Annotated in this window: 16 protein-coding genes; 6 read left to right on the top strand and 10 right to left on the bottom strand. The window is 67.8% G+C overall.

Translation table 11 applies throughout. From position 1 onward, the window contains the following. Positions 1-5: 5 nt before the first annotated feature. A complete protein-coding gene (locus NX778_RS03685; protein ID WP_258810317.1) occupies positions 6-2,864 on the bottom strand; it encodes a glycoside hydrolase family 97 catalytic domain-containing protein in 2,859 nt (952 codons plus the stop codon). Between the two features lie 76 nt (positions 2,865-2,940). On the opposite strand from NX778_RS03685, the gene NX778_RS03680 reads away from it, so the two are divergent. Then, positions 2,941-3,843 (top strand): alpha/beta hydrolase, encoded by a 903-nt coding sequence (locus NX778_RS03680; protein WP_258810316.1) that lies wholly within the window; start codon positions 2,941-2,943, stop codon positions 3,841-3,843. Between the two features lie 44 nt (positions 3,844-3,887). Here the strand turns inward: NX778_RS03680 and NX778_RS03675 are convergent, their stop codons facing one another. The 4 genes from NX778_RS03675 to NX778_RS03660 all read right to left on the bottom strand — a co-directional run bounded on the left by NX778_RS03675 (position 3,888) and on the right by NX778_RS03660 (position 8,775). Then, complete coding sequence (locus NX778_RS03675) at positions 3,888-5,528, bottom strand: alpha-L-fucosidase (RefSeq protein ID WP_258810315.1); 1,641 nt, start codon at positions 5,526-5,528, stop codon at positions 3,888-3,890. A gap of 76 nt (positions 5,529-5,604) precedes the next feature. Beyond that, complete coding sequence (gene xylB, locus NX778_RS03670; protein WP_258811036.1) at positions 5,605-6,399, bottom strand: D-xylose 1-dehydrogenase; 795 nt, start codon at positions 6,397-6,399, stop codon at positions 5,605-5,607. 103 nt (positions 6,400-6,502) lie between these two features. After that, entirely contained in the window at positions 6,503-7,558 is a 1,056-nt protein-coding gene (locus tag NX778_RS03665) for an aldose epimerase family protein (protein WP_258810314.1), read from the bottom strand. Beyond that, complete coding sequence (locus tag NX778_RS03660) at positions 7,558-8,775, bottom strand: XylR family transcriptional regulator (protein WP_258810313.1); 1,218 nt, start codon at positions 8,773-8,775, stop codon at positions 7,558-7,560. The genes NX778_RS03665 and NX778_RS03660 overlap by 1 nt, the downstream gene beginning before the upstream one ends. A 246-nt stretch (positions 8,776-9,021) precedes the next feature. Here NX778_RS03660 and NX778_RS03655 point away from each other — a divergent pair, with 246 nt between their 5' ends. Continuing rightward, a complete protein-coding gene (locus NX778_RS03655) occupies positions 9,022-10,398 on the top strand; it encodes an alpha-L-fucosidase (RefSeq protein WP_258810312.1) in 1,377 nt (458 codons plus the stop codon). Positions 10,399-10,434: 36 nt separating this feature from the next. Here NX778_RS03655 and NX778_RS03650 read toward each other — a convergent pair whose 3' ends face one another. After that, complete coding sequence (locus NX778_RS03650; RefSeq protein WP_258810311.1) at positions 10,435-12,735, bottom strand: glycoside hydrolase family 31 protein; 2,301 nt, start codon at positions 12,733-12,735, stop codon at positions 10,435-10,437. 195 nt (positions 12,736-12,930) lie between these two features. Between NX778_RS03650 and NX778_RS03645 the strand changes: the two genes are divergently transcribed. The 3 genes from NX778_RS03645 (at position 12,931) to NX778_RS03635 (ending at position 18,886) form a co-directional block, all read left to right on the top strand. Next, entirely contained in the window at positions 12,931-14,889 is a 1,959-nt protein-coding gene (locus NX778_RS03645) for a sialate O-acetylesterase (RefSeq protein WP_258810310.1), read from the top strand. A 68-nt stretch (positions 14,890-14,957) separates the two neighbouring features. Further along, positions 14,958-16,883, top strand: a complete 1,926-nt coding sequence (locus NX778_RS03640) for an NPCBM/NEW2 domain-containing protein (RefSeq protein ID WP_258810309.1) — start codon at positions 14,958-14,960, stop codon at positions 16,881-16,883. 17 nt (positions 16,884-16,900) lie between these two features. Continuing rightward, on the top strand, positions 16,901-18,886 hold the full coding sequence (locus NX778_RS03635; RefSeq protein ID WP_258810308.1) for a glycoside hydrolase family 2 protein: 1,986 nt from the start codon (positions 16,901-16,903) through the stop codon (positions 18,884-18,886). 42 nt (positions 18,887-18,928) lie between these two features. Here the strand turns inward: NX778_RS03635 and NX778_RS03630 are convergent, their stop codons facing one another. From NX778_RS03630 to NX778_RS03620, 3 genes are all read right to left on the bottom strand, one after another. Next, entirely contained in the window at positions 18,929-19,666 is a 738-nt protein-coding gene (locus tag NX778_RS03630) for a polysaccharide deacetylase family protein (protein WP_258810307.1), read from the bottom strand. 197 nt (positions 19,667-19,863) lie between these two features. Next, the gene (locus NX778_RS03625; RefSeq protein ID WP_258810306.1) at positions 19,864-21,036 is read right to left on the bottom strand and encodes an MFS transporter; all 1,173 of its coding nucleotides are present in this window, start codon (positions 21,034-21,036) and stop codon (positions 19,864-19,866) included. Positions 21,037-21,175: 139 nt separating this feature from the next. After that, on the bottom strand, positions 21,176-22,576 hold the full coding sequence (locus NX778_RS03620) for a glycoside hydrolase family 88/105 protein (protein ID WP_258810305.1): 1,401 nt from the start codon (positions 22,574-22,576) through the stop codon (positions 21,176-21,178). Between the two features lie 160 nt (positions 22,577-22,736). On the opposite strand from NX778_RS03620, the gene NX778_RS03615 reads away from it, so the two are divergent. Then, on the top strand, positions 22,737-23,894 hold the full coding sequence (locus NX778_RS03615) for a glycoside hydrolase family 88 protein (protein WP_258810304.1): 1,158 nt from the start codon (positions 22,737-22,739) through the stop codon (positions 23,892-23,894). Positions 23,895-23,896: 2 nt separating this feature from the next. On the opposite strand, the gene NX778_RS03610 is transcribed toward NX778_RS03615, so the two are convergent. After that, on the bottom strand, positions 23,897-25,363 hold the full coding sequence (locus tag NX778_RS03610) for a DUF4214 domain-containing protein (protein WP_258810303.1): 1,467 nt from the start codon (positions 25,361-25,363) through the stop codon (positions 23,897-23,899). Positions 25,364-25,408 lie beyond the last annotated feature (45 nt).

The following is a 25,408-nucleotide window of genomic DNA, read 5'->3' as shown; positions in this document are numbered from 1 at the left end:
CCAGCTTAGCGGAACAGCAGCTGGGCAAAGTCATACAGGTTCTCGGCCCAGCTGTCGCGGTCGTGCCCATACGGGTCGACGTTCCACACGTGCGCGATGCCGCTGGACTTCAGGTAGCGGTGAAAGTCCTGCGAAATGTGGAACAGGCCGTCCTTGCTGCCGCAGGACAGATACAGCAGGCGCAGTTGCGTCCGCGCGCGCACCGCGTCGGGCAGCAGTGCGGCCGCTGCGGCGGTATTGGGCGCCGACGAGAAGCCGCCCACCCAGCTGAAACTGTTTAGGTTCGCCAGGCCGAAATTCAGCGCCTGGCCACCGCCCATCGACAGACCCGCAATGGCGCGTTGCCGCGGGCCGGGCAGCGTGGGGTACTGCTTGTCGATGGCGGGAACCAGCGTTTCCAGCAGCTCGCGCTCAAATGCCGCAAAGCCGGCGATATGTTCGGGCGTGTAGGTGCGTTCGGGCGGCGGCGCCCGGTCGTCCGCCAGTGCGCGTCCGTTCGGCATCACGACGATCATCGGCACCGCTTTCCCGTCCGCGATCAGCTGGTCGAGGATGGCGCTGGAACGCACGTAATAGCGCCAGTCGTCCAGCGATCCGCCAAGGCCATGCAAGAGGTAGAGCACGGGATAACGGCGCTCCTTGCTGTAGCCCGCGGGCAGATACACATTTGCCTTGCGCCGCGTGCCCGTCACCGGCGAATCGTAGCTGAACTCTTCCACCCTGCCCTGCGCGACGCCGGAGCGGGCGTCCGCGAATCCGGCCGGCGGAACCGAGAAGACACGCACGTCATCGGCCGCCAGTTGTGGCGCCTGATAGACGCCGGGCGGCGGTCCGGCATGCGGCTGCTCGGGATTGGCGACGGGCGCCTCAGGTGTCAGCACCACCACCGCGCCGCCGCCGCCCGCCAGCGACAGCCTGATGCGGCTGCCCTGCTTGACCTGCGCCGTGCTGGCGGCCAGGTGGTCGCGGTCCTTCCCGTCCTGCAGGATCTCGGCGCCATAGCGCACCCCGCCGTCGAGGAAAGTCAGCGGGATCTCCAGCTTGCGCGCGCTCTCGTTGGTCATGGCGCCGATGTACCAGGTGCTTCCCTTTCGGCGCGCCGAGACGATGTACTGGCCGATGTCGCCGTCCACCACCCGCGTTTCATCCCAGGTGGTCGGCACCTTGCCGATGAACTGCGCGCCGTCGGCCCAGCTGCCGTCCGGGTTCCTGTACGCTTCCGGGTTATCCGCAACCATCACCAGCGGCGAGTCGTACACCACATACATCGCCACCGCCTGCCCGCGCGTCGTCTGCACGAAGGGCTTCACGTTACGCTGGCGCGCGCTGAACTGCTCCGGCGCCAGCGAGCGGAAGCCGCCCGGCGTATAGTCCATCGGTCCCAGGATCATGCGAGTGAACGGCAGGGTCACGTTGTGAGTCGCGGTGACGCGGCTGCTCCACTTGTTGTACTCCGCGCCCATCACGCCTTCCTGCGTCATGTAGTTCGGGTAGGTGCGCAGCAGGCCGTCCGGCGGGTAGGCGGCATGCAGGTCGACCATCAGGTGGTGCGCAGCAGCCTTGCCCAGCACCTTGTGGTAAAAGCCGACCATGTCCTGGTCGTTGCGGTTCATGAAGTCGACCTTGATGCCCTTGATGCCCCACGATTCATACAGGGCCAGGGCCTCGTCCAGCTGCCGGTCCAGCTGCTCCCACTGCAGCCAGACCCAGACGCCGACGCCCTTTTTGCGCGCGTGGCCGATGATGGCGGCCATGTCCATCTGTGGAATGGGCTTGGTCACATTGGCGGCCTGCCCCCATTCAGCGCTGCCCTCGTACCAGCCTTCGTCGATCAGGATATAGTCCAGCCCCAGCGCGGCGGCGAAGTCGGTGTAGGCGCGATAGGTGGCGGTGTTGATGCCGGCATCGGGCAGGTTCACCGCCCAGCCGTTCCACCAGTCCCAGGCCGACTTACCCGGCTTGATCCAGCTGGTGTCCGCGATCACGGACGGGCTGCCCAGCGTGGCGATCAGGCTCGATGCGGCCAGCGCGCCCGGCGAGTCGGCCAGCATCACCACGCGCCATGGCGTCAGCAGCGGCCCGGCCGCCAGCGAGGCGCGCACCGGCGGCAAGTAGCCCGGCGCTTTCGGATCGCTGTGGTGCGGCGCCAGTTTGATTTGCACGCCCAGGCCGCCCTCGCCGCGTCCGGAGTAGTAGGCGCCGGCATAATCGCGCTTGTCGGCTTCGGCCAGGGCGAAGGTGGTGTTCTTCACGCCGGTCTTGCAGACCAGCGGCGCGTCGAACAAGTGGGCGGGGCGAATCGCCGACGCCTTGACCGGATCGAACTCGCCTTCATGCGCATTGTCGGGCTGCCCCGGATTGAAGCCCCAGCAGCGGTAGTCGGCCGGGAACACGAAGCGGGTCGCTTCGCCGTGGATGCCGATCTCGTCGACACTGGCCTGCTGCGGCAGCACGTAGCGGATCGCCACGCCTTCGTCGTAGGCACGGACCACCAGATCGAGCTTGATGTCCTTGCTCTTGCCCGCGAAGTGCAGTTCGATCTGGTTATAGTGATTGGCCACGCTGGCGGCCTTGCCCGCCACCGGCCGGTAAGTCTCGTTCACCGTCTTGCGCTCGCTGCCAACGACGCGCAGCGTGCCTCCATCCAGCGCGCCCTGCGTGGTCTGCAGGCCAAGCGCGGAGCTGGCGATGATGGGATGCTGGTCGCGGCTGATGGCATAGCTCAGCTGCCCATCGGCGGCCGTCAGCTCCACCCGGATGCGGTGATCGAGGGACTCCAGTACCGCGTCCGGTTGCGCCAATGCCGCCAATGGGAAAGCCAGTGCCGGCACGGCCTGTATGAAATTGCGTAAGGTGGTGTACATAATTTATTGGTTCCTGTTTTCGGGTGCGGCGGTTGATTACCATGCCTTCTCGTTCAACCGAATGCATGATCCAACCATGAGAAAACTCATCATTCCCCTGCTCTTCTTCGTCGCCTGCGGCGTCGCCCAGGCGCAAACCCAGACCATCACGCTGTGGCCGGAAGGCGTGCCGAACGCGAAGGCCAATGCCGGCCCCGAGCACCATGACGGCGAGCGCATCAGCAACGTCTCGCAGCCCACGCTGACCGTGTACCCGGCCTCCTTCGACCGCCCGGCCAAGACCGCCGTCATCATCTGCCCCGGCGGCGGCTACCGCTTCCTGTCCTTCACCCGCGAGGGCGAGCAGTACGCGCAGTGGCTGTCCCACCTGGGCATCGCTGCCTTCGTGCTGAAATACCGCCTGTCGGACTTCGGCCATCCGGCGCCGCTGCAGGACGTGCTGCGCGCGATCCGCACGGTGCGCGCGCATGCCGCCCAGTACGGCGTTGCGCCGGACCGCATCGGCGTCATGGGCAGCTCGGCCGGCGGCCACCTGGCTGCCAGCGCCGCCACGCTGTACGACAATCCGGCTGGCCGCACCGGCAATGCGCTCGATGCCGTCAGCGCCCGTCCCGACTTCGTGATGCTGATGTACCCGGTCATCACGATGACTTCCCCCGCCATGCACGAAGACTCGCGCAGGGCCCTGCTGGGCAACGCGCCGGCCCCGCAGCTTGCGCAGCTGATGTCGGTCGAAAAACAGGTGACCGACAAGACCCCGCCGACGCTGCTGATCCACTCGCAGGACGACGGCCTGGTCCCGGTCGAGAACAGCATCCTGTACTACCAGGCGCTGACCCGCGCCCATGTGCCGGCCGAGATGTATCTGTTCGAGCACGGCGGCCACGGCATGGCCATGCGTCCCGGCCTGGGCACCGCTTCCAACTGGACCAGGCGCGCCGAGGAATGGCTGCGCGACCGCCAGCTGATCGTGCAATAAGCCGCAATGCTTCCGGTGCGCCGGGAGCATTGCGGCCAGGAGCGTCAGGCGACTCTCAGGGCGATGGCGTACGGCAGCGCCGGCTTTTCGGACGGCAGCGTGACGTGCAAGCCATGCACATCCTGTTTGAACGCCAGCGGCTTGCCGCGTCCCACCAGCTCCACCCGCGCCACCCGCTGCTTCAGGTAGCCGCCGCTGCGCATGGACTTGATGCTCACCTTGCCGTCGTCCGGCCAGCCCATGACGAAGGCGTACACCATGCCGTCCTTGGTGGTGAAGCGGATGTCCTGCGCGGTGAAGGGCTTGCTCTTGCCCTCGTTGAAGCCTGCGCCCTCGGTCGGCGCCACCGTTGCCATGGCCGGGCCTTCGCCCAGCACGTGCCAGGGGCGCGTGTCGTAGATGCCCTCGCTGTTGACCGCCATCCAGCGCCCGATCTCTTCGACGATGGCGCGCTCCTGCTCGTCGATGGTGCCATTGCCGCGCACGGGTACGCTGAGCAGCAGGTTACCGTTCTTGCTGACCACGTCGATCAAGGTCTGCACCACGGTCTGCGCGCTCTTGTAGCCTTTGCTGTCGTAGATGCGGCGGTCGTAATGCCAGCTGCCGATGCAGGTGTCCGTCTGCCACGGCAGCGGCTCGATCTGGTTGCTCTGGCCGCGTTCGATGTCCATCACCATGCTCCGGCACTGCACCGGATCGAGGATCTTGCCGTTGACGACAGCTTCCAGCCGGCCCTTGCGCATGACGCTGCGGTTGTACATGTGCGCCGCCAGCCGCATGCCGACGTCGCTGACCGGGTACAACGGCAGCACGGTGTCGTCGAAGTAGAGCAGGTCCGGATCGTAGGCGTCGATCAGGTTGACGGTACGGTCGAACAGCTTGTCGGCGTATGCCTTGCTGGGCACCGAGGCGCCACCACGCCAGTGCCACTGCTCGTAGTAGATGCCGCCTTCGGCGTCGGTCTTGCTGCGCGGGTGCCGCTGCGCATACAGGGCCTGCGGGTCGAGTCCCTCCCACCACTTGCCCTTGCCGTCGGCCGCGGTCTGGTTGCCGTCGTAGGGAATGCCGGCCTTGGGACCGGCCTTGTCGGCGCCCTGCGATACTTCGTACCAGGTCCAGGCATGGGCCGCGTGCACGCTGACGCCGAAGCGCAGGCCATGCTTGCGGGCCGCCTGGCTCCAGCCTCCGACCAGGTCGCGCGTCGGACCGATCCTGGTAGCGTTCCATTCCGGCTGGTGCTTGCTGTCGTACAGGTCGAAATTGTCATGGTGATTGGCCAGCGCGACGAAGTAGCGGGCGCCAGCCTTCTTGTACAGTCCCACCAGGCTGTCGGGGTCCCACTGTTCCGCCTTCCATTGCGGGATCACGTCCTTGAAGCCGGCCTCCGAGGGGTGGCCGTACTTCTGCAGGTGATGGCGGTAGGCCTCGCTGCCTTCCTCATACATCGCGCGCGCGTACCAGTCGCCGAATTCCGGCTCGCACTGCGGGCCCCAGTGCGCCCAGATGCCGAACTTGGCGTTGCGGAACCAGTCCGGGGTCTGGTAGGTGGACAGCGAAGTCCAGTCCGGCGTGAACGGGCCTGCAGCCATCGATTCGGCCTGGCCCTCTGCCGCGAGGAGATCGGGGGACAGGGCCAGCGCCGGAATGGCGGCGGCCATATGCTTCAGTAATTCGCGTCGTCTCATTGTTATCCTTTCCGCTTGTGCGGCTGCCCTTTCCAGTGGGCTGGTTAGTGAATATATCCCGGCGCTTGCCCGAGGCTCATGCTTCGTAGCCGTACCAGCCGGCGTCGACAAAGTAATTGCGCCCGCTGCAGCGCGCCGCGCTGTCCGAGGCCAGGAACAGCGCCATCGCCGCCACGTCCTGCATCTCGACCCGCTGCGGCAGGCACTGGCCGGCCAGCATGCGCGCCTCTTCTTCCGGTGAATGCCACAGCGCCGCCTGGCGCGGCGTGCGCACCCCGCCCGGGATGATGCAGTTGACCCGGATGCCGTCGACGCCAAGGTCGCGCGCCAGGCCGGTGGTCATGCCTTCGATGGCCGCCTTGGCCGTCATGTACAAGCTCAGTTTCGGCATCGCCAGATGCCAGGAGATCGAGCCGAGGTTCAGGATCGCGCCGCGGCCCGCCGTGCGCATGGTGCGCGCGGCCGCCTGCGCGCAAAAGTACAGGTGGCGCAGGTTGACGGCCATGCGCTCGTCCCAGTAGGCGGGCGTGACGTCGTCCACTGCGTGACGGTCGTCGTTGGCGCAGTTATTCACCAGCACGTCGATCACGCCGGCTTCCTGCGCGATGCGGGCGAAGGCGCGGCCGACCGCCTCCAGGTCGGCCATATTGCAGCGGATGTAGACCGGCGGATGGGCCGCTGCGCCGAGCGCCTGGGTCAGCCTGTGCGCTTCCGCGTCGGCGATGTCGAGCAGGTACACCCGCGCGCCCTGGCCCGCGAAGGCCGTCACGATCTCCGCACCGATGCCGCTGCCACCGCCGGTGACGACCACGCAGCGCCCCGCCAGGTCGCGATAGCTGGCGTAAGGCGCCGCCACATCGGCGGGCTGCATTTCATTGCTCACTTGCTTGTTCTCCCCGATTACATTGATGCGCGAAATGTTGCCCGTTGCGTTCGGCGGCCGCAATTACGAAACTCACCAACAAAGCCCATGATTACGCGCACTGCTGCAAGGAGATGTGATAGACCGTGGTCTGGCGGTAGACCTGGCCCGGACGCAGGATCACGGACGCCGCATGCTCGCTGTTGGGTTGGTCGGGAAAAGCGCCCGCCTCGAGGCAAAAGCCGTCGTGGCGCGCATAGGGGCGCGCCGCCCGGCCGCGCACGCCGCCCAGGGAATTCCCGCTGTAAAACTGCAGCCCGGCCTCGGTGGTCGAGACCTGCAGGCAGCGCCCCGAGCCGGGATCGACCACGCGCGCCACTTCGCGCAGCTCGCCGGCGCGGCCGGACGCGCGGCCGCGCACGCAGTAGCAGTGGTCGAAGCCGCCGGCCTGGCGCAGCTGTTCATCGGGCCAGCACAGGCGCGCGCCGATCGCGGCCGGGCGGCGAAAATCGAATGGCGTGCCGCTCACCGAGGCTACCGCGCGCGGAATGCCGCCGGCGTCGGTCTCCAGGTAATGATCAGCTTCGATCTGCAGCATGTGGTCGCCGACGTCGTCGCTGCCGCCGTTCAGGTTGAAGTAGGGATGCGCGCTCAGGTTGAGCGGCGTGGGCGCGTCGGTCACCGCCTCGTAGTCGATCGCCAGGGCGCCGTCGTCGCCCAGGCGGTAACGCACCTGCACCTCGACCCGGCCGGGAAAACCGCCCGCGCCGTCCGGCGACACCAGCCGCAGCAGCACCTCGTCCCGGCGCGCCGCGCCGTGCCAGCGCAGCGTGTGAAAGCCCTGCGGGCCGCCGTGCAGGTGGTTGCCGCGGTCGTTGGCCACGATCTGCACCGGCGCGCCGTCCAGCAGGAAGCGTCCGTGTGCAATGCGGTTGGCCCAGCGCCCCACCACCGCCCCCAGGTAGGCCGGGTTGTCGCGGTAGCCGGCCGCGTCCGGGTAGCCCAGCACCACATCGGCATAGCGGTTATAGCGGTCCGGCGTCCACCACGACACCAGGGCCGCGCCGCGCTCGCTGATCGTCACGCGCATGCCGGCGGCATTGCGCAGCGTGAACAGCTGGTCTTCCGGGTCCATCACGCAGGTGGCATCCGAGGAGGTGTCGATCATCACATAGGGCTTTCTTCGAGGGAGACGGTGGGCGCGTGCCGGTCCAGGACGGCGCGGTGCTGATAGGCCCGCGGCGTGCAGCCCAGCTCGCGCTTGAACACCAGGTGCATATACTGGCTGGAGGTGAAGCCGCACTTGAGCGCGACATCGACCAGGTTGCAGTCGCCGCGCGACAGGAGCGCGGTGGCCGCTTCCAGCCGCAGGCGCAGGATCTCGTCATGCACGCTGCAACCCAGCTCGCGGCGGAAATAGGCTTCCAGCGAGGAGCGCGAGATGCCCACATAGTCCGCCACCTGGTCGGTCTTGATGCCCTGGCAGGCGTACTGGCGGATGAAGTGGCGCGCCCGCATCACGTAGGGATGCTTGGTCGATTCGTGCTTGCTGGAGGCCATGACGTTGATGCCGGCCGGCGGGATCAGGATGCGCCGCCCGGCCAGGCGCACGCCGTGCAGCATCTGGTCCAGCAGGTGGGCGGCGGTGCGCCCCATCTCCTGGGCACCCTGGATCACCGAGCTGAGCGGAATGCGGGTCAGCATGCGCGCCAGCGGGTCGTTGTCGATGCCGATCAGGGCCACCTGCTCCGGCACGGCGATGCCGGCGATCATGCAGGCCTGCAGCAGCTGGCGCGCGCGCGCATCGGTGACGGCGATGATGCCAACCGGTTTGGGCAGCTGCTGCAGCCAGTGGATCTGCTGCTCCATCGCCTCTTCCCAGGACTGGGCGCAGGTCGCCACGCCGCGGAAGGTCTCGCCATCGAAGCGCTCGCGCCGCATCAGGGCCATGAAGGCTTGTTCGCGCTCCTGGGCCCAGCGGTTGCCTTCCGATACCGGCTGGGAAAACAGGGCGAAATGGCGCAGCCCGGCCTCGATCAGGTGATCGTAGGCCAGCTTGATGAGCTTGAAATTGTCGGTGGCCACATAGGGCACGCCGGCCGGATAGCTGGCCTCCTCGCCATAAGAACCGCCCACCGCCACCACCGGAGCCGGGCTGTCCGCCAGCGCGGCCGCCACGGCCGGATCGTCAAAGTCGGCAATGATGCCGTCGCCCTGCCAGCGCTCGATGCCCGACAGGCGCAGGCGAAAGTCTTCCTCCAGGAACAGGTCCCAGGAACTTCGCGTACTCGACAGATAATCGGCGATGCCAGTAATCACTTGCCGGTCGTAGATTTTGTTCGCGTTAAATAGCAGCGCGACCCGATGCGTTTTCAGCGTCGACATGCGGCGGTCTCCTCGGCGTCTTCATTTTTTTATGTACTGCCCGGCCATTCTGCAAGCAGCTGCTTGCCAGCTCAATTATGAAAATTACCAAGCGGCCTAGCGATTCTTTGCGAGCGCGCGCCGCGGCGCCGGAGCGGCGCGGTGATTTCATTAGCCGCTTTGGCGAGTTTTGCAATTGCGCGCGCCCTGTTCGGTTCGCACAATGCGCCGATCAAGTCCAATGAGGAACAAGAGATGAAGTGCAGGATGAATCGGACGACCCGGCTGTTCGGCGCCGCACTGTTGTCGCTTGGTGCGGCGCTGGCGTCGCATGGCGCGCTCGCGGCGGACCCGCCTTCCACCGCGCCCGCGGCCGGCCAGGCCAGCGCCCCCGCCCGCATCGACTGGTGGCGCCAGGCGCGCTTCGGCATGTTCATCCACTGGGGCGTGTATGCCATCCCGGGGCGTGGCGAATGGGTGCAATGGAACGAGCAGATTCCCGTCGACGAATACGCCAAGCTGGCCGACCGGTTCAAGCCCGCCGCCTTCGATCCGGCCGCCTGGGCCGAACTGGCCAAGGCGGCCGGCATGAAGTACACGGTGCTGACCGCGCGCCATCACGACGGCTTTGCCATGTTCAACGATGGCGACAATCCCTTCTCCAGCGTGAATACGGCGGCGCATCGCGACTTTGTGGCCGAGTATGTGAAAGCCGTGCGCGCGGCCGGACTGGGGGTGGGACTGTATTATTCGCCGCTGGACTGGCGCTTCCCCGGTTTCTATTTCCCCGACCTGCAGCGCGAAAGCGCCGAGGCCATGCGCGCCCAATACCATCGCCAGCTGCGCGAGCTGCTGTCCAACTACGGCAAGATCGACGTGCTGTGGTTCGACGGCGGCGAGACCGACTGGCTGAACTTCGGCGCCGACTGGACCCCGGTGGACAAAGGGGCAAGCTGGGTCAAGCGTCCGTGGGGCCAGCACTACCACGGCGGCTTCAGCTGGGAGCATGACAAGGCCTACGCCATGCTGCGCCAGCTGCAGCCGGACCTGCTGATCAACGGGCGCGCCGACATGCCGGAAGACTTCCATTCGCGCGAGGGCGACGGCGCGCTGGGCGGCTTCGACAACCAGCATCCCTGGGAGCTGGCCACTACCATCGCCGGCGCCTGGGGCTACCAGCCGGGCATGCAGCCCAAGCCACTGGAGCATTACATCCGCCTGCTGGTCAACGTGGTGGGACGCGACGGCAACCTGCTGCTGAACGTCGGTCCCGATCCGGACGGCCGCATCGATCCGGCCCAGGCCCAGCGCCTGCGCGAGATCGGCGGCTGGCTGGGCAAGTACGGCCAGAGCATCTACGGCACGCGTGGCGGACCATTCCTGCCGGGCGCGTACGGCGTCTCGACCCATCATGACAAGACCATCTACGTGCACGTGCTGAACTGGCCGCAGCACAAGCTGGTGCTGCCCGCCATTCCGGCCAAGGTCCTGCGCGCGTCCGCGCTCACCGGCGGCGCAGTGAGTTTTGCCCAGACCAGCCACGGCATCGAACTGGCCGTGCCGCCCGCCGCGCACGACCGTATGGACACCATCATCGCGTTGGAACTTGACGCAGCGGTCGACGCCCCAATCAAGACGGAATGAGGGCAGGCTAGCTTGCCCGCCCCCACCTAAGCTGGACTAGCGGCAGCCCGGCAAGGTCACCTCGACCGGGGCGCCGCCGGCCAGCACGCGCACGCCCGCGCGCGCGGGGGTGGCGGCGCAGCGCACGATAAACGCCTGCTGGCGGCGCATGCCGGGGAAACTGCCCTGCCACGGCGCGATGGCCAGCTTGCCGCGCGCCTGGTCCCAGCTGAAGCGCCGCACCGCATACTCACCCTGCGCATAGCCCTGGCCGTCGCCCGCATCGTCATATAGCTCGAAACTGCCGTCCCGGCCGGGATAGACGCGCAGTTCGATCGGCGCGTCGCTGGGCTCATCGGCAAACTGCCGCACTGGCCCCAATGGCAGGATGCTGCCGGCGCGGGCGAACAACGGGATGGCGGCGATATCGGCCTTGGCCGCAATCACCTGGCCGCCCGCGTAGCGCTGGCCGGTCCAGAAATCGAACCACTCAATTTTCGCGGGCAGATACACGGTACGTACCGCCGTGTTGGGCGAAGTGACGGGCGCCACCATCAGCACCTTGCCGAACATGTACTGGTCGGCCGTGGCCACGGCCTGCGCGTCGGCGCGGAAGTCCATCGCCAGCGCGCGCATCATGGTGCCATTGCGGCTGGTGACGTCCCACGAGGCCGAATAGATATAGGGCAGCAGGCGGTAGCGCAGCGCCGTCACGTCGCGCAGGATCTTCTGCGTGGCCGGATCGAAGCGCCAGATCTCCTTGCCCTCGCCGGTGCCGTGCACGCGGAACATCGGGTTGAACGCACCGAACTGGTACCAGCGCGTGTACAGCTCGGCATACGCTGGATCGGCCGGATCGCGGCCGAAGAAGCCGCCAATGTCGGCCGCCCAGTACGGGATGCCGCTCAGTGTGAAGTTGAGCGCGGCCGGCAGCTGGGCGCGCAGCACGTCCCAAGTGCCCATGGTGTCGCCCGACCAGGTGATGGCCGCGTTGCGCTGCTGGCCGCTGTAGGCCGAACGGGTCAAGATGAAGGGCCGCTTGGCAGGCGCGTCCTTGGCCGAGCCCTCGAACACGGCCGTCGTGTGCAGCAGCGGATAGGCGTTGTACACCTCCTTGCCTGGACCAGCGGCAGTGGCGACCTCGCGCATCTGGCCCCACCAGCCGCCCAGTTCTGCCTCGCTGGCGTCCAGCCACCAGCCATCCCAGCCGGCCTTGCCCAGCGTGCGGCTGATCTGGTCCCAGTAGAGCTGGCGCCCGCGCGGCGCGTAGGCGTCGTACCAGCGCCCTTTGCCGGCCGGGTAGACGTTGTTGTACAGCTGGGGATACAGGACGCCGGCCGCTTCCAGCTCCGCCGCATTGCGGGTGCCGGCGTCAAAGCGCGCCCAAACGGAAACGATGGCGTGCACATGCTGGGCATGCAGCTGGTCCAGCATGCCCCTGGGGTCCGGGTAGCGCGCCCGGTCCATCCGGTGCTCGCCCCAGGCGCCCGGTGTCCAGTACTGCCAGTCCTGCACCACCGCGTCCAGCGGCACGTGCATGGCGCGGTAGCGCGCCGCGATGCCCAGCAGCTCGGCCTGGGTCTTGTAGTGTTCCTTCGACTGCCACAGGCCCCAGGTCCAGCGCGCCATCATGGGCGCCCGTCCGGTCAGCTCACGGTAACCCGCCACCACCTGGTCCAGTTCCGGCCCGAGGATGAAATGGTAGTCGACGCCCTGCCCCCCCTCCGAGCGGAAGCTCAGCGGATAGTGGCCATTGGGCAGGCCTGCCTCGACCTCGGTGACGGCGGCATTGTTCCACAACAGGCCGAAGCCTTGCGGCGTCACCAGCATCGGCACCGCCACGTCGCGATTGGCCTGCTGCAGTCGCACCGAGGTGCCGCGGTAGTCGAGCTTGCCGTTCTGATGCTGTCCCAGGCCGAACACCGGCCCGTCGTAGCCGAAACCCTGCATGACGCCGCCCGTGCCGACATCGCGCCCGGCCTCGGCCAGCAGCAGCTTGCCCTGCGCATCGTGGAAGCTGACCGCGCCGCTGCCCTTGGCCACCCGCACTTGCAAGGCCGCGGTGGCGAGCTGGTAGTAGTCCGGCGTTTCGCTGCCGGTCCAGGCCGGCTTGCCCGGCTGGGCGATGACGGCGGGATTGTAGTTGCCCTCCCAGCCTGACGCCGGACCGGCCAGCACGTGCACGATGCGCTCGCTCCACGGCTCGATGCGCACGGTGCCCTGTGCGGTGCTCACGACCAGGCCGCGCGGGCTCCGGAGCACCGCGGGCGCGGCGCCTTGCGCGCACACCGGCAGCGCAGTCGCGCACACGCCCGCGATGGCCGATGCAAGGGCAACTTGCAGCAATCTCTTCATCATGACCTTCCCTGAATTTTAAGGAATTCGATTCTATCGGCGGATCCGCCGCGCAGCCATCCGCCCTGTCCGCTTTGCTCAATTATGTTGAGCGATTTGAAAATTTTCATAATTGCCCGGCCCCGGACAAGACAGCACAATCGCCTCGCCAGACAAGCCAAGCTCGTCGGGCATTCGCAACCACACGATGAGAACAAGATGGAGACACCCCGTACCACCGCGCCCCTACTGGCGCTTACTTTGGCCTGCCTGGGCCTGCCCGCGCAGGCGGCCGATCTCAAGCTGGCGCAACTGTTTTCCGACCACGCCGTCCTGCAGCGCGACCAGCCCATCACCATCTGGGGCACGGCCGGCGCCGGGCGCCAGGTGGCCGTGACGCTGGGCGGCCAAAGTGCGAGCGGCACAACCGACGCGCAAGGCAAGTGGCGCATCGCACTGCCGCCGCTGCACGCCGGCGGGCCTTACCAGCTGACCGTGAATTCGGACGGCCAGACGGTGAGCCGCGCCGACATTCTGGTCGGCGACGTCTACTTGTGCGCGGGCCAATCGAATATGGAGTTCGCGCAGCGCGCCTCGACCAATGCCCAGGGCGCCACTTACAGCGCCAACAACGACAAGCTGCGCTACCTGAACGTGCAGAAGAACAGCGCCATGACGCCGCAGGATGAGCTCAAGGGCCCGGTGGCATGGACTCCGCTGACGGCGCAATCGGTCGGCGACGCCTCCGCCGTGTGCTACTACATGGCGCGCTCGCTGCAGGCCAGGTACCAGGTTCCGGTGGGCTTCATCAACGCCAGCTGGGGCGGCACCACGATTCAAAGCTGGATCGGTGCGGAGTCGCTCGGCACCGTCGGCGGCTACCAGGCCGGCATCGATGCCGTCGCCCGCTACGGCGCCAATCCTGCCGCCGCCAATCTGGACGAAGACGCGCGCAGCGAATCGTGGTGGCAGGAGCACGATCCGGCCACCGCCGCGCAGCGCGCCTGGAGCACGCCGGACTTCGACGACAGCGCCTGGCCGTCCGTGACGCCCAGCGGCTCGTGGAAGAACACCGGCCTGCCCGGCTTCAAGGACTTCGACGGTGTGGCCTGGTACCGCAGTACCGTCACCCTGACCGCAGCCCAGGCCAAGGCGGCCAATCTGCTGCGCCTCGGTCCGGTCGATACCAGCGACACCACCTGGGTCAACGGCGTGCGCGTGGGCGGCGCCAGCATCCCCTGGATCTGGCGCGAATACGCGGTGCCGGCGGGCCTGTTCCACGCCGGCCGCAACGTGATCGCCATGCGCGTACTGAACGGCGGCCAGGGCGGCGGCCTGTCGGGCCCGCCCGAACTGCGCGGCATCGGCACCGCCGACGGCCAGCTGATCCCGCTGCCGGCCGCCTGGAAGGTGCAGCGCGGCAGCGCGCTGAAAGGCTTGACCGTGCCAGCGGCGCCATGGGACTGGCCGAACAGCATCACCACCCTGTACAACGGCATGATCGCGCCGCTGCTGGGCTACAAGTTCAAGCTGGCGGCCTGGTACCAGGGCGAAGCCAACGCCGACGCGGCGCAGGAATACCGCACCCTGCTGCCCCTGCTGATGCGCGACTGGCGCCAGCGACTTGGACAGCCCGAACTGCCGTTCCTGGTCGCCCAGCTGCCCAACTTCGGCGACACCGCCACAACGCCAGGCAAATCCAGCTGGGCCGAGCTGCGCGCCGCGCAGGCCGAGGCGGTGGCGCACGACGCCCACGCCGGACTGGCCGTCACCCTTGACGTGGGCGACCGCTTCGACATCCATCCGACCCAGAAGACCGTCGTCGGCGAGCGCCTGGCGCGCGCGGCGCGGACTCTCGCGTATGGCGAAAAGACGGCGCCCGGCAGCCCCTATGCGGTATCTGCCCGGCGCAGCGGCAAGGATATCGTGATCGCCTTCCGCGACGCGGGCGCTGGCCTCGCGACCTATTCGTCCGACCGCGCCATCGGCTTCGAGGTGTGCGCGGGCACGGCTTGCCGCTATGCCGATGCGCGCGTGGCCGGCGCCACGGTGGTATTGCCCGGCGCCGCCAAAACCGGCGTCACGCGCGTGCGCTATGCCTGGGCCGACGCCCCCTTCGTGAACCTGTTCGGCGCCGACGGCCTGCCGCCCGGCAGCTTCCAGCTCGACGTTCACTGAAGCGGAAGCGGGCAGGCACCACGGCGCCCACGCGGCGCCGCTCATCACACTTTGAATGGGAGTATTTGATGCAAGAGCAAGCAACCCTGGGCTGGCGCCATCGCCTGGCACTGTTACCCTTATGCCTGGCCATGGCCGCCGCGCACGCGGCCTCCGACCCGCTGGCGCCGAGCGCAGGCTGGAGCGCCTACACGGCCGGCCAAGGGGCCACGCCGCCGATGGGCTGGAACAGCTGGAACGCCTTCGCCACCAATATCGACGAAGCCAAGATCCTCGGCTCGGCCCAGCGCATCTTCGACAGCGGCCTGGCCGCCAAGGGCTACCGCTACATCAACCTGGATGACGGCTGGGTGGCGCACCGGCGCATGCCCGATGGCCGCCTGCTGATCCGGCCCGAGCGCTTCCCCTCTTCCGTGACGGCCGGCGGCAGCAGCTTCCGCCCCTTCACCGACCGGCTGCATGCGATGGGCTTCAAGGCCGGCATCTACTCGGACCTGGGCCGCAACACCTGCTCCCAAGCCTATTCCCCCGACAGCCCCGACCTGCCCAAGGGCAGCGTGCTGGAACGCGAAGTGGGCTTGTACGGCCGTATCGACCAGGACATCAAGCTGTACTTCGCCGACTGGGGCTTCGACTACATCAAGGTGGACGGCTGCGGCGTGCGCGCCTTTGGCGCCAACGAGGCCAAGGTGCGCTCCGGCCAGTACCGCGCGCTGGCGCCGGTGCTGGACATGGAATCGGTCACCCGCTCCGACATCCCTGTCGTGCAGGCCGAATTCGGCCAGATCAACGCCGCCCTGCGCCGCTACCGGCCCAATGGCGACTTCCTGCTCTCGCTGTGCATCTGGGGCTCGGGCGACGTGCGCGCCTGGGGCAAGAACTTCGGCAATGTCTCGCGCACCAGCGACGACATCACGCCGGCCTGGTCGCGCATGCTCAGCAATTTCGACAGCGCGGCCAAGCGCGAGCTGTATGCCCACCCCGGCAGCTGGAACGACCCCGACATGCTCTTCATCGGCAAGGGCGACTTCGACGCCGAGCACCTGGTGGAGGCGCGCTCGCATTTCTCGCTGTGGGCCATGCTGAACGCGCCGCTGCTGATCGGCGCCGACCTGCGCACCACGCCGCAGCCGCTGGTGGACATCCTGGGCAATGCCGATATCATCGCGCTCAACCAGGACCCGGCCGGCAACCAGGCAACGCTGGCCTATGACGCCGACGACCTGCAGATCCTGGTCAAGCAACTGGCCTCGGGTCAGAAGGCGGTCGCGATCTTCAACCGCGGCGTCACGGCCATCGACGTCGACCTGACTGCCGAGCACCTGAAGCTGCGCAAGGACGCGCCGATCACGCTGACCGACCTGTGGAGCAAGGCCGACACCACATTCACCAATGAGACCCGGCTGCATGTCGCGCCGCGCGAGACCCGCATCTTCCGCGTGCAGGGCCAGCGCACGCTGGCCGATGGCCTGTATCTGTCGGAGATGCCCGGCAGCGTCAATCCGGCGGTGGACGGCGTCACCCAGCCGCAGGCCGACCCGACCATTTTCCGTTCCTCGTTCGCCTGGAGCGGCACCAAGGGTCCGGGCGAGCGGCCCATGTATGCCGGCTGGGGCGGCGCGCGCGCCGACAGCACGCCTTACGGCCAGTTGCTGCAGATCGCCGGCGCGCGCTACGCGGCGGGCATCGGCATCCTGGCCAATTCCCGCCTGGAGGTGCGCAACCATGGTTATCGCCGCCTCAGCGCGCAGGTCGGCGTGGACGACTCCGCGCAGGACCGCGCGCGCGCCGTCACCTTCCTGGTCTACGGCGACGGCAAGCTGCTGGCAAAGAGCAAGCCGATGCGCTGGGGCCAGCCGGCCCAGGCGCTGAACGCCGACGTGGCCGGCGTCAAGATCATCGAACTGGTGGCGCGCACCGGCGCCGGCGGCAATGCGCAGCTGCCCGTCAGCTGGGGCGACGCGGCGCTGCTCTCCTCCGCCCGGCACGACTAAGTCCGATGCCGATCTTGATGCGGCTTGCGCGATGGATGGCGGCGGCACTGCTGTCCATCGCGCCGCCGTTGGCGCTGGCGCGCGCCACGCTGCCCATGGACAGCGGCTGGCTGTTCCGCAAGGAAGATGGGCAAGCGTGGCAAGCAGTCACCCTGCCCCACAGCTTCAATGCGGGCGACGCCACCACCCCGGCTTACTACCGGGGACCGGCCTGGTACCAGCGCACCCTGCACCTGGCCAGGCCAAACAAGAACCAGCGCCACTTCCTGGAATTCGACGGCGCCTTCCTGACCACGCAAGTCTGGGTCAACGGCCATCCCGCGGGACGCCACGCGGGCGGCTTCGCGCGCTTCCGCTTCGATGTCACGCGCTGGCTGAAGCCCGGCCGCAACGAGATCCTGGTGCGGGTCGATAATGCGCGCGACCCCGGCGTGGCGCCGCTCGGCGGCGACTATACGATGGCCGGGGGCCTTTACCGCCCGGTCCGCCTGATCAGCACGCCGGACCTGCATTTCGACCTGCTGGACTACGGCGGCCCGGGCGTGTACCTGGACGCGACCGGCGTCACCCCGGCTTCGGCGCCCCTGGCATGGACCGTCCGCATCGCCAACGAGCGTGGCCGCGCGGTGCCTGCCGTCGTGACGATGCGCCTGCGCAATGCCGCCGGCCGTGTCGTCGCCACCGCGCGCCAGCAGGTAACCCTGCCGCCACACCGCGTCACCAGCGTCTCGCTGCAAACCCGGTTGGCCCGGCCGCACCTTTGGCAAGGCGTGGCTGACCCGTACCTGTACACCAGCGAGGCCGAACTGCGCGCGGACGGGACCGGCGACAGGATGGAGTTCCACAGCGGCCTGCGCGACATCCGCATGGACCCGGCGCGCGGCCTCCTGCTTAATGGCCGGCCGTACGCGGTCCACGGGGTCAATGTACACCAGACCTGGCTGCCAGGCAAAGGCACCGCGGTGACCGAGGCGGATATCGATGCCGACTACCGCATCCTGGCCGATCTGGGCGTCACCGGCCTGCGCTACGCCCACTACCAGCACCCGCAGCACGCCTACGAGCTGGCCGACCGACTCGGCTGGCTGGTGTGGACCGAAGCGCCGCTGACCGCCGAGGTCGGTGCGACGCCGTCCTTCCAGGCCAACAGCATCCAACAGCTGCGTGAACTGATCCGGCAGAACCGCAACCACCCCGCTGTCATGGTCTGGGGCCTGGGCAATGAAATTTACCGGGTCGATGCCGACAGCGCGCGCATGCTGGCCTTGCTGCACCAGACCGCGCGGGCGGAGGATCCGTCCCGCCCGACCGTGTATGCCAACTGCTGTGCGCCGGTGGAGGGGCCGCAGGCCTCGCATACCGATGCGGTCGGATCGAACGTGTATTTCGGCTGGTATGACGGCGCCTTTGCAGACCTCGGCCCTTTCCTGGACCGGAACCACGCGGTGCGGCCGAATACGCCGCAGGCGGTCAGCGAATACGGCGCCGGCGCCGGCACGCAACAGGAGGAAGACCCGCCGGCACGCCCCGCCCCGGCCGGCCCCTGGCACCCCGAGCAGTACCAGGCCCTCTACCACGAGGCGGCATGGAATCAGCTGGCGGCGCGGCCCTGGTTGTGGGCCAGCTTCGTCTGGGCGGGATTCGACTTTCCCTCGGCGGGGCGCAACGAGGGCCAGCATCCCGGCTTCAACGACAAGGGCCTGGTCAGCTTCGACCGGAGCGTGAAAAAGGATGCCTATTTCTGGTACCAGGCCAACTGGTCGGCGCGGCCCATGGTCCACATCACCTCGCGCCGCCTGGCGCAGCGCAGCGACAGCGCGGTGCAGCTCAAGGTGTACAGCAACCAGGCCAGCGTGCGGCTCCGTGTGAATGGCGCCGACCTGGGCGAACAGCCTGTCTCCGGCCATATCGCCGCGTGGCCGCTGCGGCTCGGCGAAGGCATCAACCGCATCGAAGTCGTTGCGGGCACCGCACACGACGCGGTGGAGTGGGACTACCGCTAGCATAGGCGCCCGGCCGGCGGCCGGGCGCGACACGCGTTCCGGTCAGTCGCGCCATTCCAGGTGCACCACCTTGTAGCCGTTCTGCTTGAGCAGCTTCAGCAGCACCGGCAAGGCGTCGGCAGGCGGGCCGTAGGCGTCGTGCATCAGGATGATGCCGCCGCCGGTCGCTTGCAGGCTCTCCAGCAGGCGCGCCGCCAGCGTTCCGGTCGTGACATCCGCTTCCCAGTCGCCGATGCCCAGGTCGACCGACATGACTGCCAGCTTCTCGGCTTTCAGCGCCGCCATAAGGGTTGGCGTCTCCTCGAGAAACGGAAAGCGATATGCGGGCGCCGCCGCGCCGAAGGCCGCCCGATACACGTCCTGGGTCTGCTTCAAGTCGGCCAGTTGCTGGTCCGGCGTGAGCGTTCCCGGGTGGGTATGACGATAGCTGTGCATCCCGGTCGAGTGGCCCTCGCCGGCAACGCGCCTCGCCAGGTCGGGAAACCGGGCGATGTTGTCGCCCACCATGAAGAAGGTCGCCTTGACGCATTGCGCGGCCAGCGCCTGGAGCACGCGGGGCGTCGTTTCCGGACGCGGACCGTCGTCGAAGGTCAGCACGACTTCGCCTTTGTTCAAGGGAAGCGGGTCATGCTGTACCTTGCCCCAGGCGCCGTATGCGCGCTTGAGCGTGAGCGTGCGGCTCGTGCCCAGTGCGTCGGCGCCGCATCCGGCAGATGCGGCGGGCGCGGCGGATGCCGCTTTGCCGCCTGCCAGCACCACCAGGGCCGCGAGAACGGCCATACGAAAAATCCGAGCCTTCAGCTCTGGCGATTGATTCGGGCTGCGCATCTACACCTCATCATGTCAGGATAATCTGCCTAGCATACTTAGCACGTGATGGCGCCACAATTGCGAAAAACGGCAAGTGCGGAAATCAAATTTCGCACTGCCTGGCCGCCTCAAAATGCGGGCAACTTGGCGAATTTGGTGGCCCAGGCTTAGAGGTAGCGCTTGAGCAGCCCGCGCCAGAGCAGCACGCCGCAGCCTGCCGTCGCCGCGCCGACCAGGTACAGCAGGCGGTAATCGCGTCCCGCCGCGTCCAGCAGCGCGCCCAGGCCGACGGCCGACACCAGCACCAGCAGCGCCGTGACCGACGCCGAGACGGCGGCCAGCTGCAAGAAGCGTTCGCGCGGCAAAAGCGCCGGCAGCAGCGAGACCGTGCCGGTCAGGTAGCAGCCGGCCAGCACGCCGTGGACAATCAACGCGACCAGGAAGCCGGTGCGGCCGTGGACCAGCTGCCACGACGCCAGCATGCAGACCGTGTACAGGGTCAGCGTGACGGCGCCCACGCGCAAGGGATGGAAGCGGTCCGCCAGCCAGCCAACGGGCCAGGCCAGCAGGATCGAGATGGCATAGGTCAGCGCGATCGCGCGGCCGAAGCTGCCCGCATCGACGCCAAACTGGGCGCAGGCGTTGATGCCGTTGATATTGATGGGCAGGACTGCGATCGCGCCCACCGCCACCGCGGCGAACAGCCTGCCCCATTGCTTGTCGCCCGCCTGGACCAGGCGCCAGCCGGAGCGTGGCGGCGGCGCCGCGTAGGGCGGCTCGCGCACCTTCAGGCACACCAGCAGCATGCAGGCCATGTAGACCGCCGCGATGGCCGCCAGCAGCGGCTGGAACACCGCCACCAGGCCGTTACGGAAAAACAGCGCGAAGAAGCCGGCGCCGGTCGCCAGGCTGACAATGCGGAACAGGCCGAAGAAGCGCCCCAGTATGTGGCGCGGCACGGTATCGTTGATCAGCGCGAGGAACAGCGGATTGCCGACGATGGTGGCCATCTCGAACACGGTCCAGCTGACGGCCAGCCCGGTCAGGCTGGTGCTGAAGATCATGCCGGTCATGCCGATGGTGGTGACCACGGCGGTGCCGAAGACGAAAGGAATGCGCCGGCCGTAGCGCGTACGGGTACGGTCGCTCCAGGCGCCGATCAGGGGGCCGAGCGTCAGGGACAGCAGCGCCGGCATGGCGCCGATCAGGACGTTGAGCAGCGTGGCATCCTGGCTGAAGCCCAGCAGGTGCACCTTGAACAACTCCTGCACCGAGCGCTCGCGCAAGGACCAGCCCAGGTCCCCGATCAACAACAGGACGCACAGGACCGGCAATCCCATGCGCCCGGTCCGTACGCTTGCCTCCTCATCCCGCACCCAGCTCTCCCTATTCCACTTCTGGTTTCCCTCTACTATAGAGCCAGTCGCCGGGAAACCCAAGCCCGCCGGCCCTGCGGACTGCGCGCCTCATCCATGACGTTTAGCGCGACAGTTGTACCTGCAGCGGCGCCGCCGCGCGCGCAATGGTCGTGCTGGCGCGCGCCGCGCCCACCGGCACCGCCGGGACTACCGCGCGCGGGAACAGCAGGAAGCGCCGCGTCTCGTTCGGCGCCAAATCGGTCTGGAACAGGGTGCCGCCGGCGCCGGCTTGCGAGGGCAGCACGCGCGAAGTCAGCGCATCCATCACGACGACGTCGCGGGCGCTGGTGCCAACCGATTCCTGCAGCCGGTAGAACGGGCTGGCGCTGAAGACGGTCGCCACCTGCGGCGTGGCCGCCTCCTCCAGTCCCATACGGTACATCTCGCTGCCGGCCATCAGCAGGGAGCCAACCGCGAAGATGTCGGTCGATTCGGGATCGAAGCTGCGCGGGTCGGCGCCGATCGGCTGCACGTGGATCAGCTTGCCGTCCGCCTTCACGCTGGCGGCGAGCGCCTGCCAGGCGCGCTTGACGGCGGGCTCGTAGCGTTCGCGCGGCAGCAAGCCCTGGTTCACGCCCCATGCCAGCGCATAGGTGTACAGCCCGGTGCCGCTGGTTTCCTGCATCGGATAGCTGGCCGGATCGAGCAGGCTGGCACGCCAGAAGCCATCCGCCTGCTGCAGTTCCAGCAGCCGCTGCGCCATCTCGCGGTACTGCTGGACGAAGCGCTCGCGCGAAGGATGGTTGGCCGGCACGTATTGCAGCATGCGCACCAGCGCGCCCAGCACCCAGCCATTGCCGCGTCCCCAGAACACTTTCTTGCCGTTGGCCTCGCGCTGCTTGAAGTAGCGGCTGTCGCGGTAGAACAGATGCTCTTCTTTGTCGTACAAATAATCCGAGGTGCGCCACCAGTGCGCAATCGCGAATTCCAGGTAGCGGGGATCGCCGGTGACGGCCGACAGCCGCGCCCATGCCGGTGGCCCCATGAACAGCGAGTCGCACCACGACCAGCGCATCAGTACGCCCGGCTGCAGGAAATCCAGGGTGCCGTCGCGCGGCTCCTCGATGATGCCGTCGAACTGGGCGCGCATGGGCGCAATCATGGCCGGGTCGCGCAATTGCTGATACAGCTCGGCATAGGTCTGGCCGACCGCCTGGTCGTCCGCGTGATACAGGCTGGGGCCAAGGCGCCAGCGGTTCGCACGGCCCATCGCCAGCATGGCGTCCAGATACGCCGGCTTACCCGAGATATCCGCCAGCGCCATGAAGCCGGCGTCGCCCACGGCTTCGGTCCAGTCATCCTTGGGATAGGTGGTGGGATGCGCCAGTTGCCAGTCGGCGGCCTTCTCCATCAAGGCTAGCACCGCGGCAGGCGCCGGCGCAGGCGCCGCGGCCTGGGCGGAGGCAAGCAGGAACACGCCCGCAAGCAGGCTGGCCAGGGAAGTCAAACCGCAAGTTTTCATGTAAAGCACCGTTACTGAACCATTAATGCGATAACGATACCACAGGTTTCCCGGAAAAGCGCGTGGTTTTTCGTCACTTGGCCAAATGGAAGCGAGCGCGGCTTGAATCTTTCGATCGGATGTGATAACGTTACCCCATCTTCACTAAGCCCTCCGCCCCATGACTGTCCGTATTCCTACACTTGCCGGCGCGCTCGACCTGGCGCTGCACCAGCTGGAATGCACGCTCGCCCAGCTCGGTCCGGATACCTTCCCTGGCGACACCTCGGTGGCCCAGCATTACCAGCCGCGCCGCCTGGATGGCGCGCCGGCTGGCGCCAACGTGGGCTGGACGACGGGATTCTGGACCAGCCAGTTGTGGCTGGGCTGGTCACTCGGCGGCCGGGCCGCCCTGCGCGCCGCCGCCGAGCGCCAGACCGCCAGCTTCATCGAGCGGCTGCGCGACGGGGTCGACCTGGAGCACCACGATCTGGGCTTCCTGTACATCCTCAGTTGCGCGGCCGCGCACTACCTGACCGGCGACCAGGCCGCGCACCAGGCCACGCTCGGCGCAGGCAAGCGCCTGCTGTCGCGCTTCCTGCCGCACGCGGGCGTGATCCAGTCGTGGGGCAGCATGGACAGCCAGGAGCAACGCGGCCGCGTGATCATCGACGGCATCATGAACCTGCCGCTGCTGCATTACGCGGCCAGGGCGAGCGGCAACCCGGCCTATACCGAAGCCGCCCGCAGCCACCTGCAGCGCACCCGCGAGCACCTGGTGCGCCCGGGCGGCGCCACCTACCACACCTATCACTTCGACCCGGCCAGCGGCGTGGCGTTGCGCCCTTCCACCCACCAGGGCCTGTCGGACGATTCGTGCTGGGCCCGCGGCCAGGCATGGGGCTTGTACGGCTTCGCCATCAATCACCGCTACCTGCCGGAGATGGGATTGCTGGACGACGCGATGCGCCTGGCCGATTACTTCCTCGACCAGCTGCCGCCGGACCGCATCGCGCTGTGGGACCTGAGCCTGCAGCACGACAGCGGCGAGCCGCGCGACAGCTCGGCCTGCGCCATCGCGGCCTGCGGACTATTGGAGATCGCGGCCCAGCTGCCCGCGGGCGCGACCCGCAGCCGCTACTACGAGGCGGCGCAGGACCTGGTCCAGGCGATGATCACGCATTGCGCCGGCGCGCGCCCGGAAAGCGGCGGCCTGCTGCGCCACAGTGTCTACCACCGCGCAGCCAGCCTCGGGGTCGACGAAGCCACACTGTGGGGCGACTACTATTACCTCGAAGCGCTGGCCCGCCTGCAAGGCCGCTGGACGCCGTCGCAATAAGCTCAACCGCCCTGCCGCGCCTGGATCACCAGCTGCGGACGCAGGGCCTCGAAGTCGGTATAAAAACTGTCCATGTCGACGCCGAAGGCCGTGCGGAAGGCGGCCGCCGTGGTCGCGCCGGCGGCCACCTGCTCGCACAGGATGCGGACCGCGCCGATGCCGGCAGGCGCACGGCCGACCAGGTAGTCGATCGCCAGGTAACCGATATGGCCCGGCCACACGGCCGCGCTGGTGCCGCCGAGCTGGCGCAAAGGCATGCCCAGCTCGCCGGTATAGTCGGCGCTTTGCAACATGAACTGGCGGACGTCGGCGCGGCTCATGCTGCCTTGCGCAAACATCGCCTCGTTGGCGACAAACTCCGCCAGGCCCTCGTTGATCCAGAATCCGAGCGGCTGCACCGAGATGCTCAGGCAGCCGAGACTGCTTTGCCAGGCGTGGGTGTATTCATGCACCACGACCTTTTGATGGTCCGCCAGCTGCGTCCAGTGGGCATACACCGACGAATCCGCCGGCCGGTCCCAATCGCTGTGCTTGACGTCGATGAAGGGACGCAGCTGCGAGCTGCCGCCGGGGCCCACGGCCAGCGCCGTGCAGCAGGAACCGCCACCGCCGAGCTCCTGATTGCCGAGTCCGCTCGCGACCACCTTGAACGTGGTGGCCGTGCGCACCGCGGCCGGCAAACCGCCGCCGAGCTTGCTGTCGATGAAAGTCTGCGCCAGCACGGCGGCGCCCTTCACGATCGCGGCCTGGTCCGGCGGCACGTTCGCCGCGATATCCCAGTGGAAGCCGGCGCCTGACTGCTGCACGAGCTGGGCCACCGTATCGCTGACCGACTTGGCCAGCGCCGCATCGTCGCGGCCCGGCTGGGCGCCGGCCAGCATGGTGCGCGCCAGGACATTGGCATCCAGGCCGTCGTAGGCCATGCGCTGCAGCTCGCCGCCGAGCGCGTCGGTAAATGCGGCGGCTTCCCTGGTCTTGATGGCGATGCGGTCGACGTCGCTGTCGCGCGCGCTGGACAGGATGGTGAGTGCCGCCTGCGTACGGCTCATCGATCCGCTGCGGATGGCGTTCAACCACCACTGCTTGCCGGCGTCGTCCGGCACGCGATTGAACAGGCTTTGGTAGATGGCCGTCACGAACCGGTCGTCGTCGCCGGCGTACAGCGCGTTGTACTCCGCGCTATTGCCGAAGGCGTCGATCACGGCCCGCACGGCAACGCTGCTCTGGTAGGCCTGGAGCAGTCCCGCCACCGTCGTCGGCGCGCCGGCCGCAAGGAGGTTATTGGCATGCCACGCCATACCGGCAGGATCCGCAGGGCGGCCGAAATCGGCAACGTAGATCGCCTGCAGCGCCGGGTAGTAATCGCTTGCGCTGCGAGACGTGACTTGCGCCGCCAATTGCGGAGGCGGGGCCTGTGAAGCGTCCCCGCTACACCCCGCCAGCGCTGCCAGCACCACGCCAATCAGCAAGCTACTCCGTTTCGTCCGCATTTTGTATTGACGTGAAAAGAAAGA

It is taken from the genome of Massilia terrae (assembly GCF_024753145.1).
In the GTDB taxonomy this organism is placed as follows: Bacteria; Pseudomonadota; Gammaproteobacteria; order Burkholderiales; family Burkholderiaceae_D; genus Telluria; species Telluria terrae.
The sequence above is the reverse complement of the archived record's forward strand: the minus strand, read 5'-3'. Positions and strand labels throughout refer to the sequence as shown.

Excerpts from the sequence above, each read along its gene's own strand:
- NX778_RS03635 (WP_258810308.1), top strand. The coding sequence starts at position 16,901 with ATGCGGCTTGCGCGATGGATGGCGGCGGCACTGCTGTCCATCGCGCCG.
- NX778_RS03655 (WP_258810312.1), top strand. The coding sequence starts at position 9,022 with ATGAATCGGACGACCCGGCTGTTCGGCGCCGCACTGTTGTCGCTTGGT.
- NX778_RS03660 (WP_258810313.1), bottom strand. The coding sequence starts at position 8,775 with ATGTCGACGCTGAAAACGCATCGGGTCGCGCTGCTATTTAACGCGAAC.
- NX778_RS03650 (WP_258810311.1), bottom strand. The coding sequence starts at position 12,735 with ATGATGAAGAGATTGCTGCAAGTTGCCCTTGCATCGGCCATCGCGGGC.
- NX778_RS03665 (WP_258810314.1), bottom strand. The coding sequence starts at position 7,558 with ATGATCGACACCTCCTCGGATGCCACCTGCGTGATGGACCCGGAAGAC.
- xylB (WP_258811036.1), bottom strand. The coding sequence starts at position 6,399 with ATGCAGCCCGCCGATGTGGCGGCGCCTTACGCCAGCTATCGCGACCTG.
- NX778_RS03630 (WP_258810307.1), bottom strand. The coding sequence starts at position 19,666 with ATGGCCGTTCTCGCGGCCCTGGTGGTGCTGGCAGGCGGCAAAGCGGCA.
- NX778_RS03640 (WP_258810309.1), top strand. The coding sequence starts at position 14,958 with ATGCAAGAGCAAGCAACCCTGGGCTGGCGCCATCGCCTGGCACTGTTA.
- NX778_RS03620 (WP_258810305.1), bottom strand. The coding sequence starts at position 22,576 with ATGAAAACTTGCGGTTTGACTTCCCTGGCCAGCCTGCTTGCGGGCGTG.
- NX778_RS03685 (WP_258810317.1), bottom strand. The coding sequence starts at position 2,864 with ATGTACACCACCTTACGCAATTTCATACAGGCCGTGCCGGCACTGGCT.
- NX778_RS03645 (WP_258810310.1), top strand. The coding sequence starts at position 12,931 with ATGGAGACACCCCGTACCACCGCGCCCCTACTGGCGCTTACTTTGGCC.
- NX778_RS03675 (WP_258810315.1), bottom strand. The coding sequence starts at position 5,528 with ATGAGACGACGCGAATTACTGAAGCATATGGCCGCCGCCATTCCGGCG.
- NX778_RS03680 (WP_258810316.1), top strand. The coding sequence starts at position 2,941 with ATGAGAAAACTCATCATTCCCCTGCTCTTCTTCGTCGCCTGCGGCGTC.
- NX778_RS03615 (WP_258810304.1), top strand. The coding sequence starts at position 22,737 with ATGACTGTCCGTATTCCTACACTTGCCGGCGCGCTCGACCTGGCGCTG.
- NX778_RS03625 (WP_258810306.1), bottom strand. The coding sequence starts at position 21,036 with ATGGGATTGCCGGTCCTGTGCGTCCTGTTGTTGATCGGGGACCTGGGC.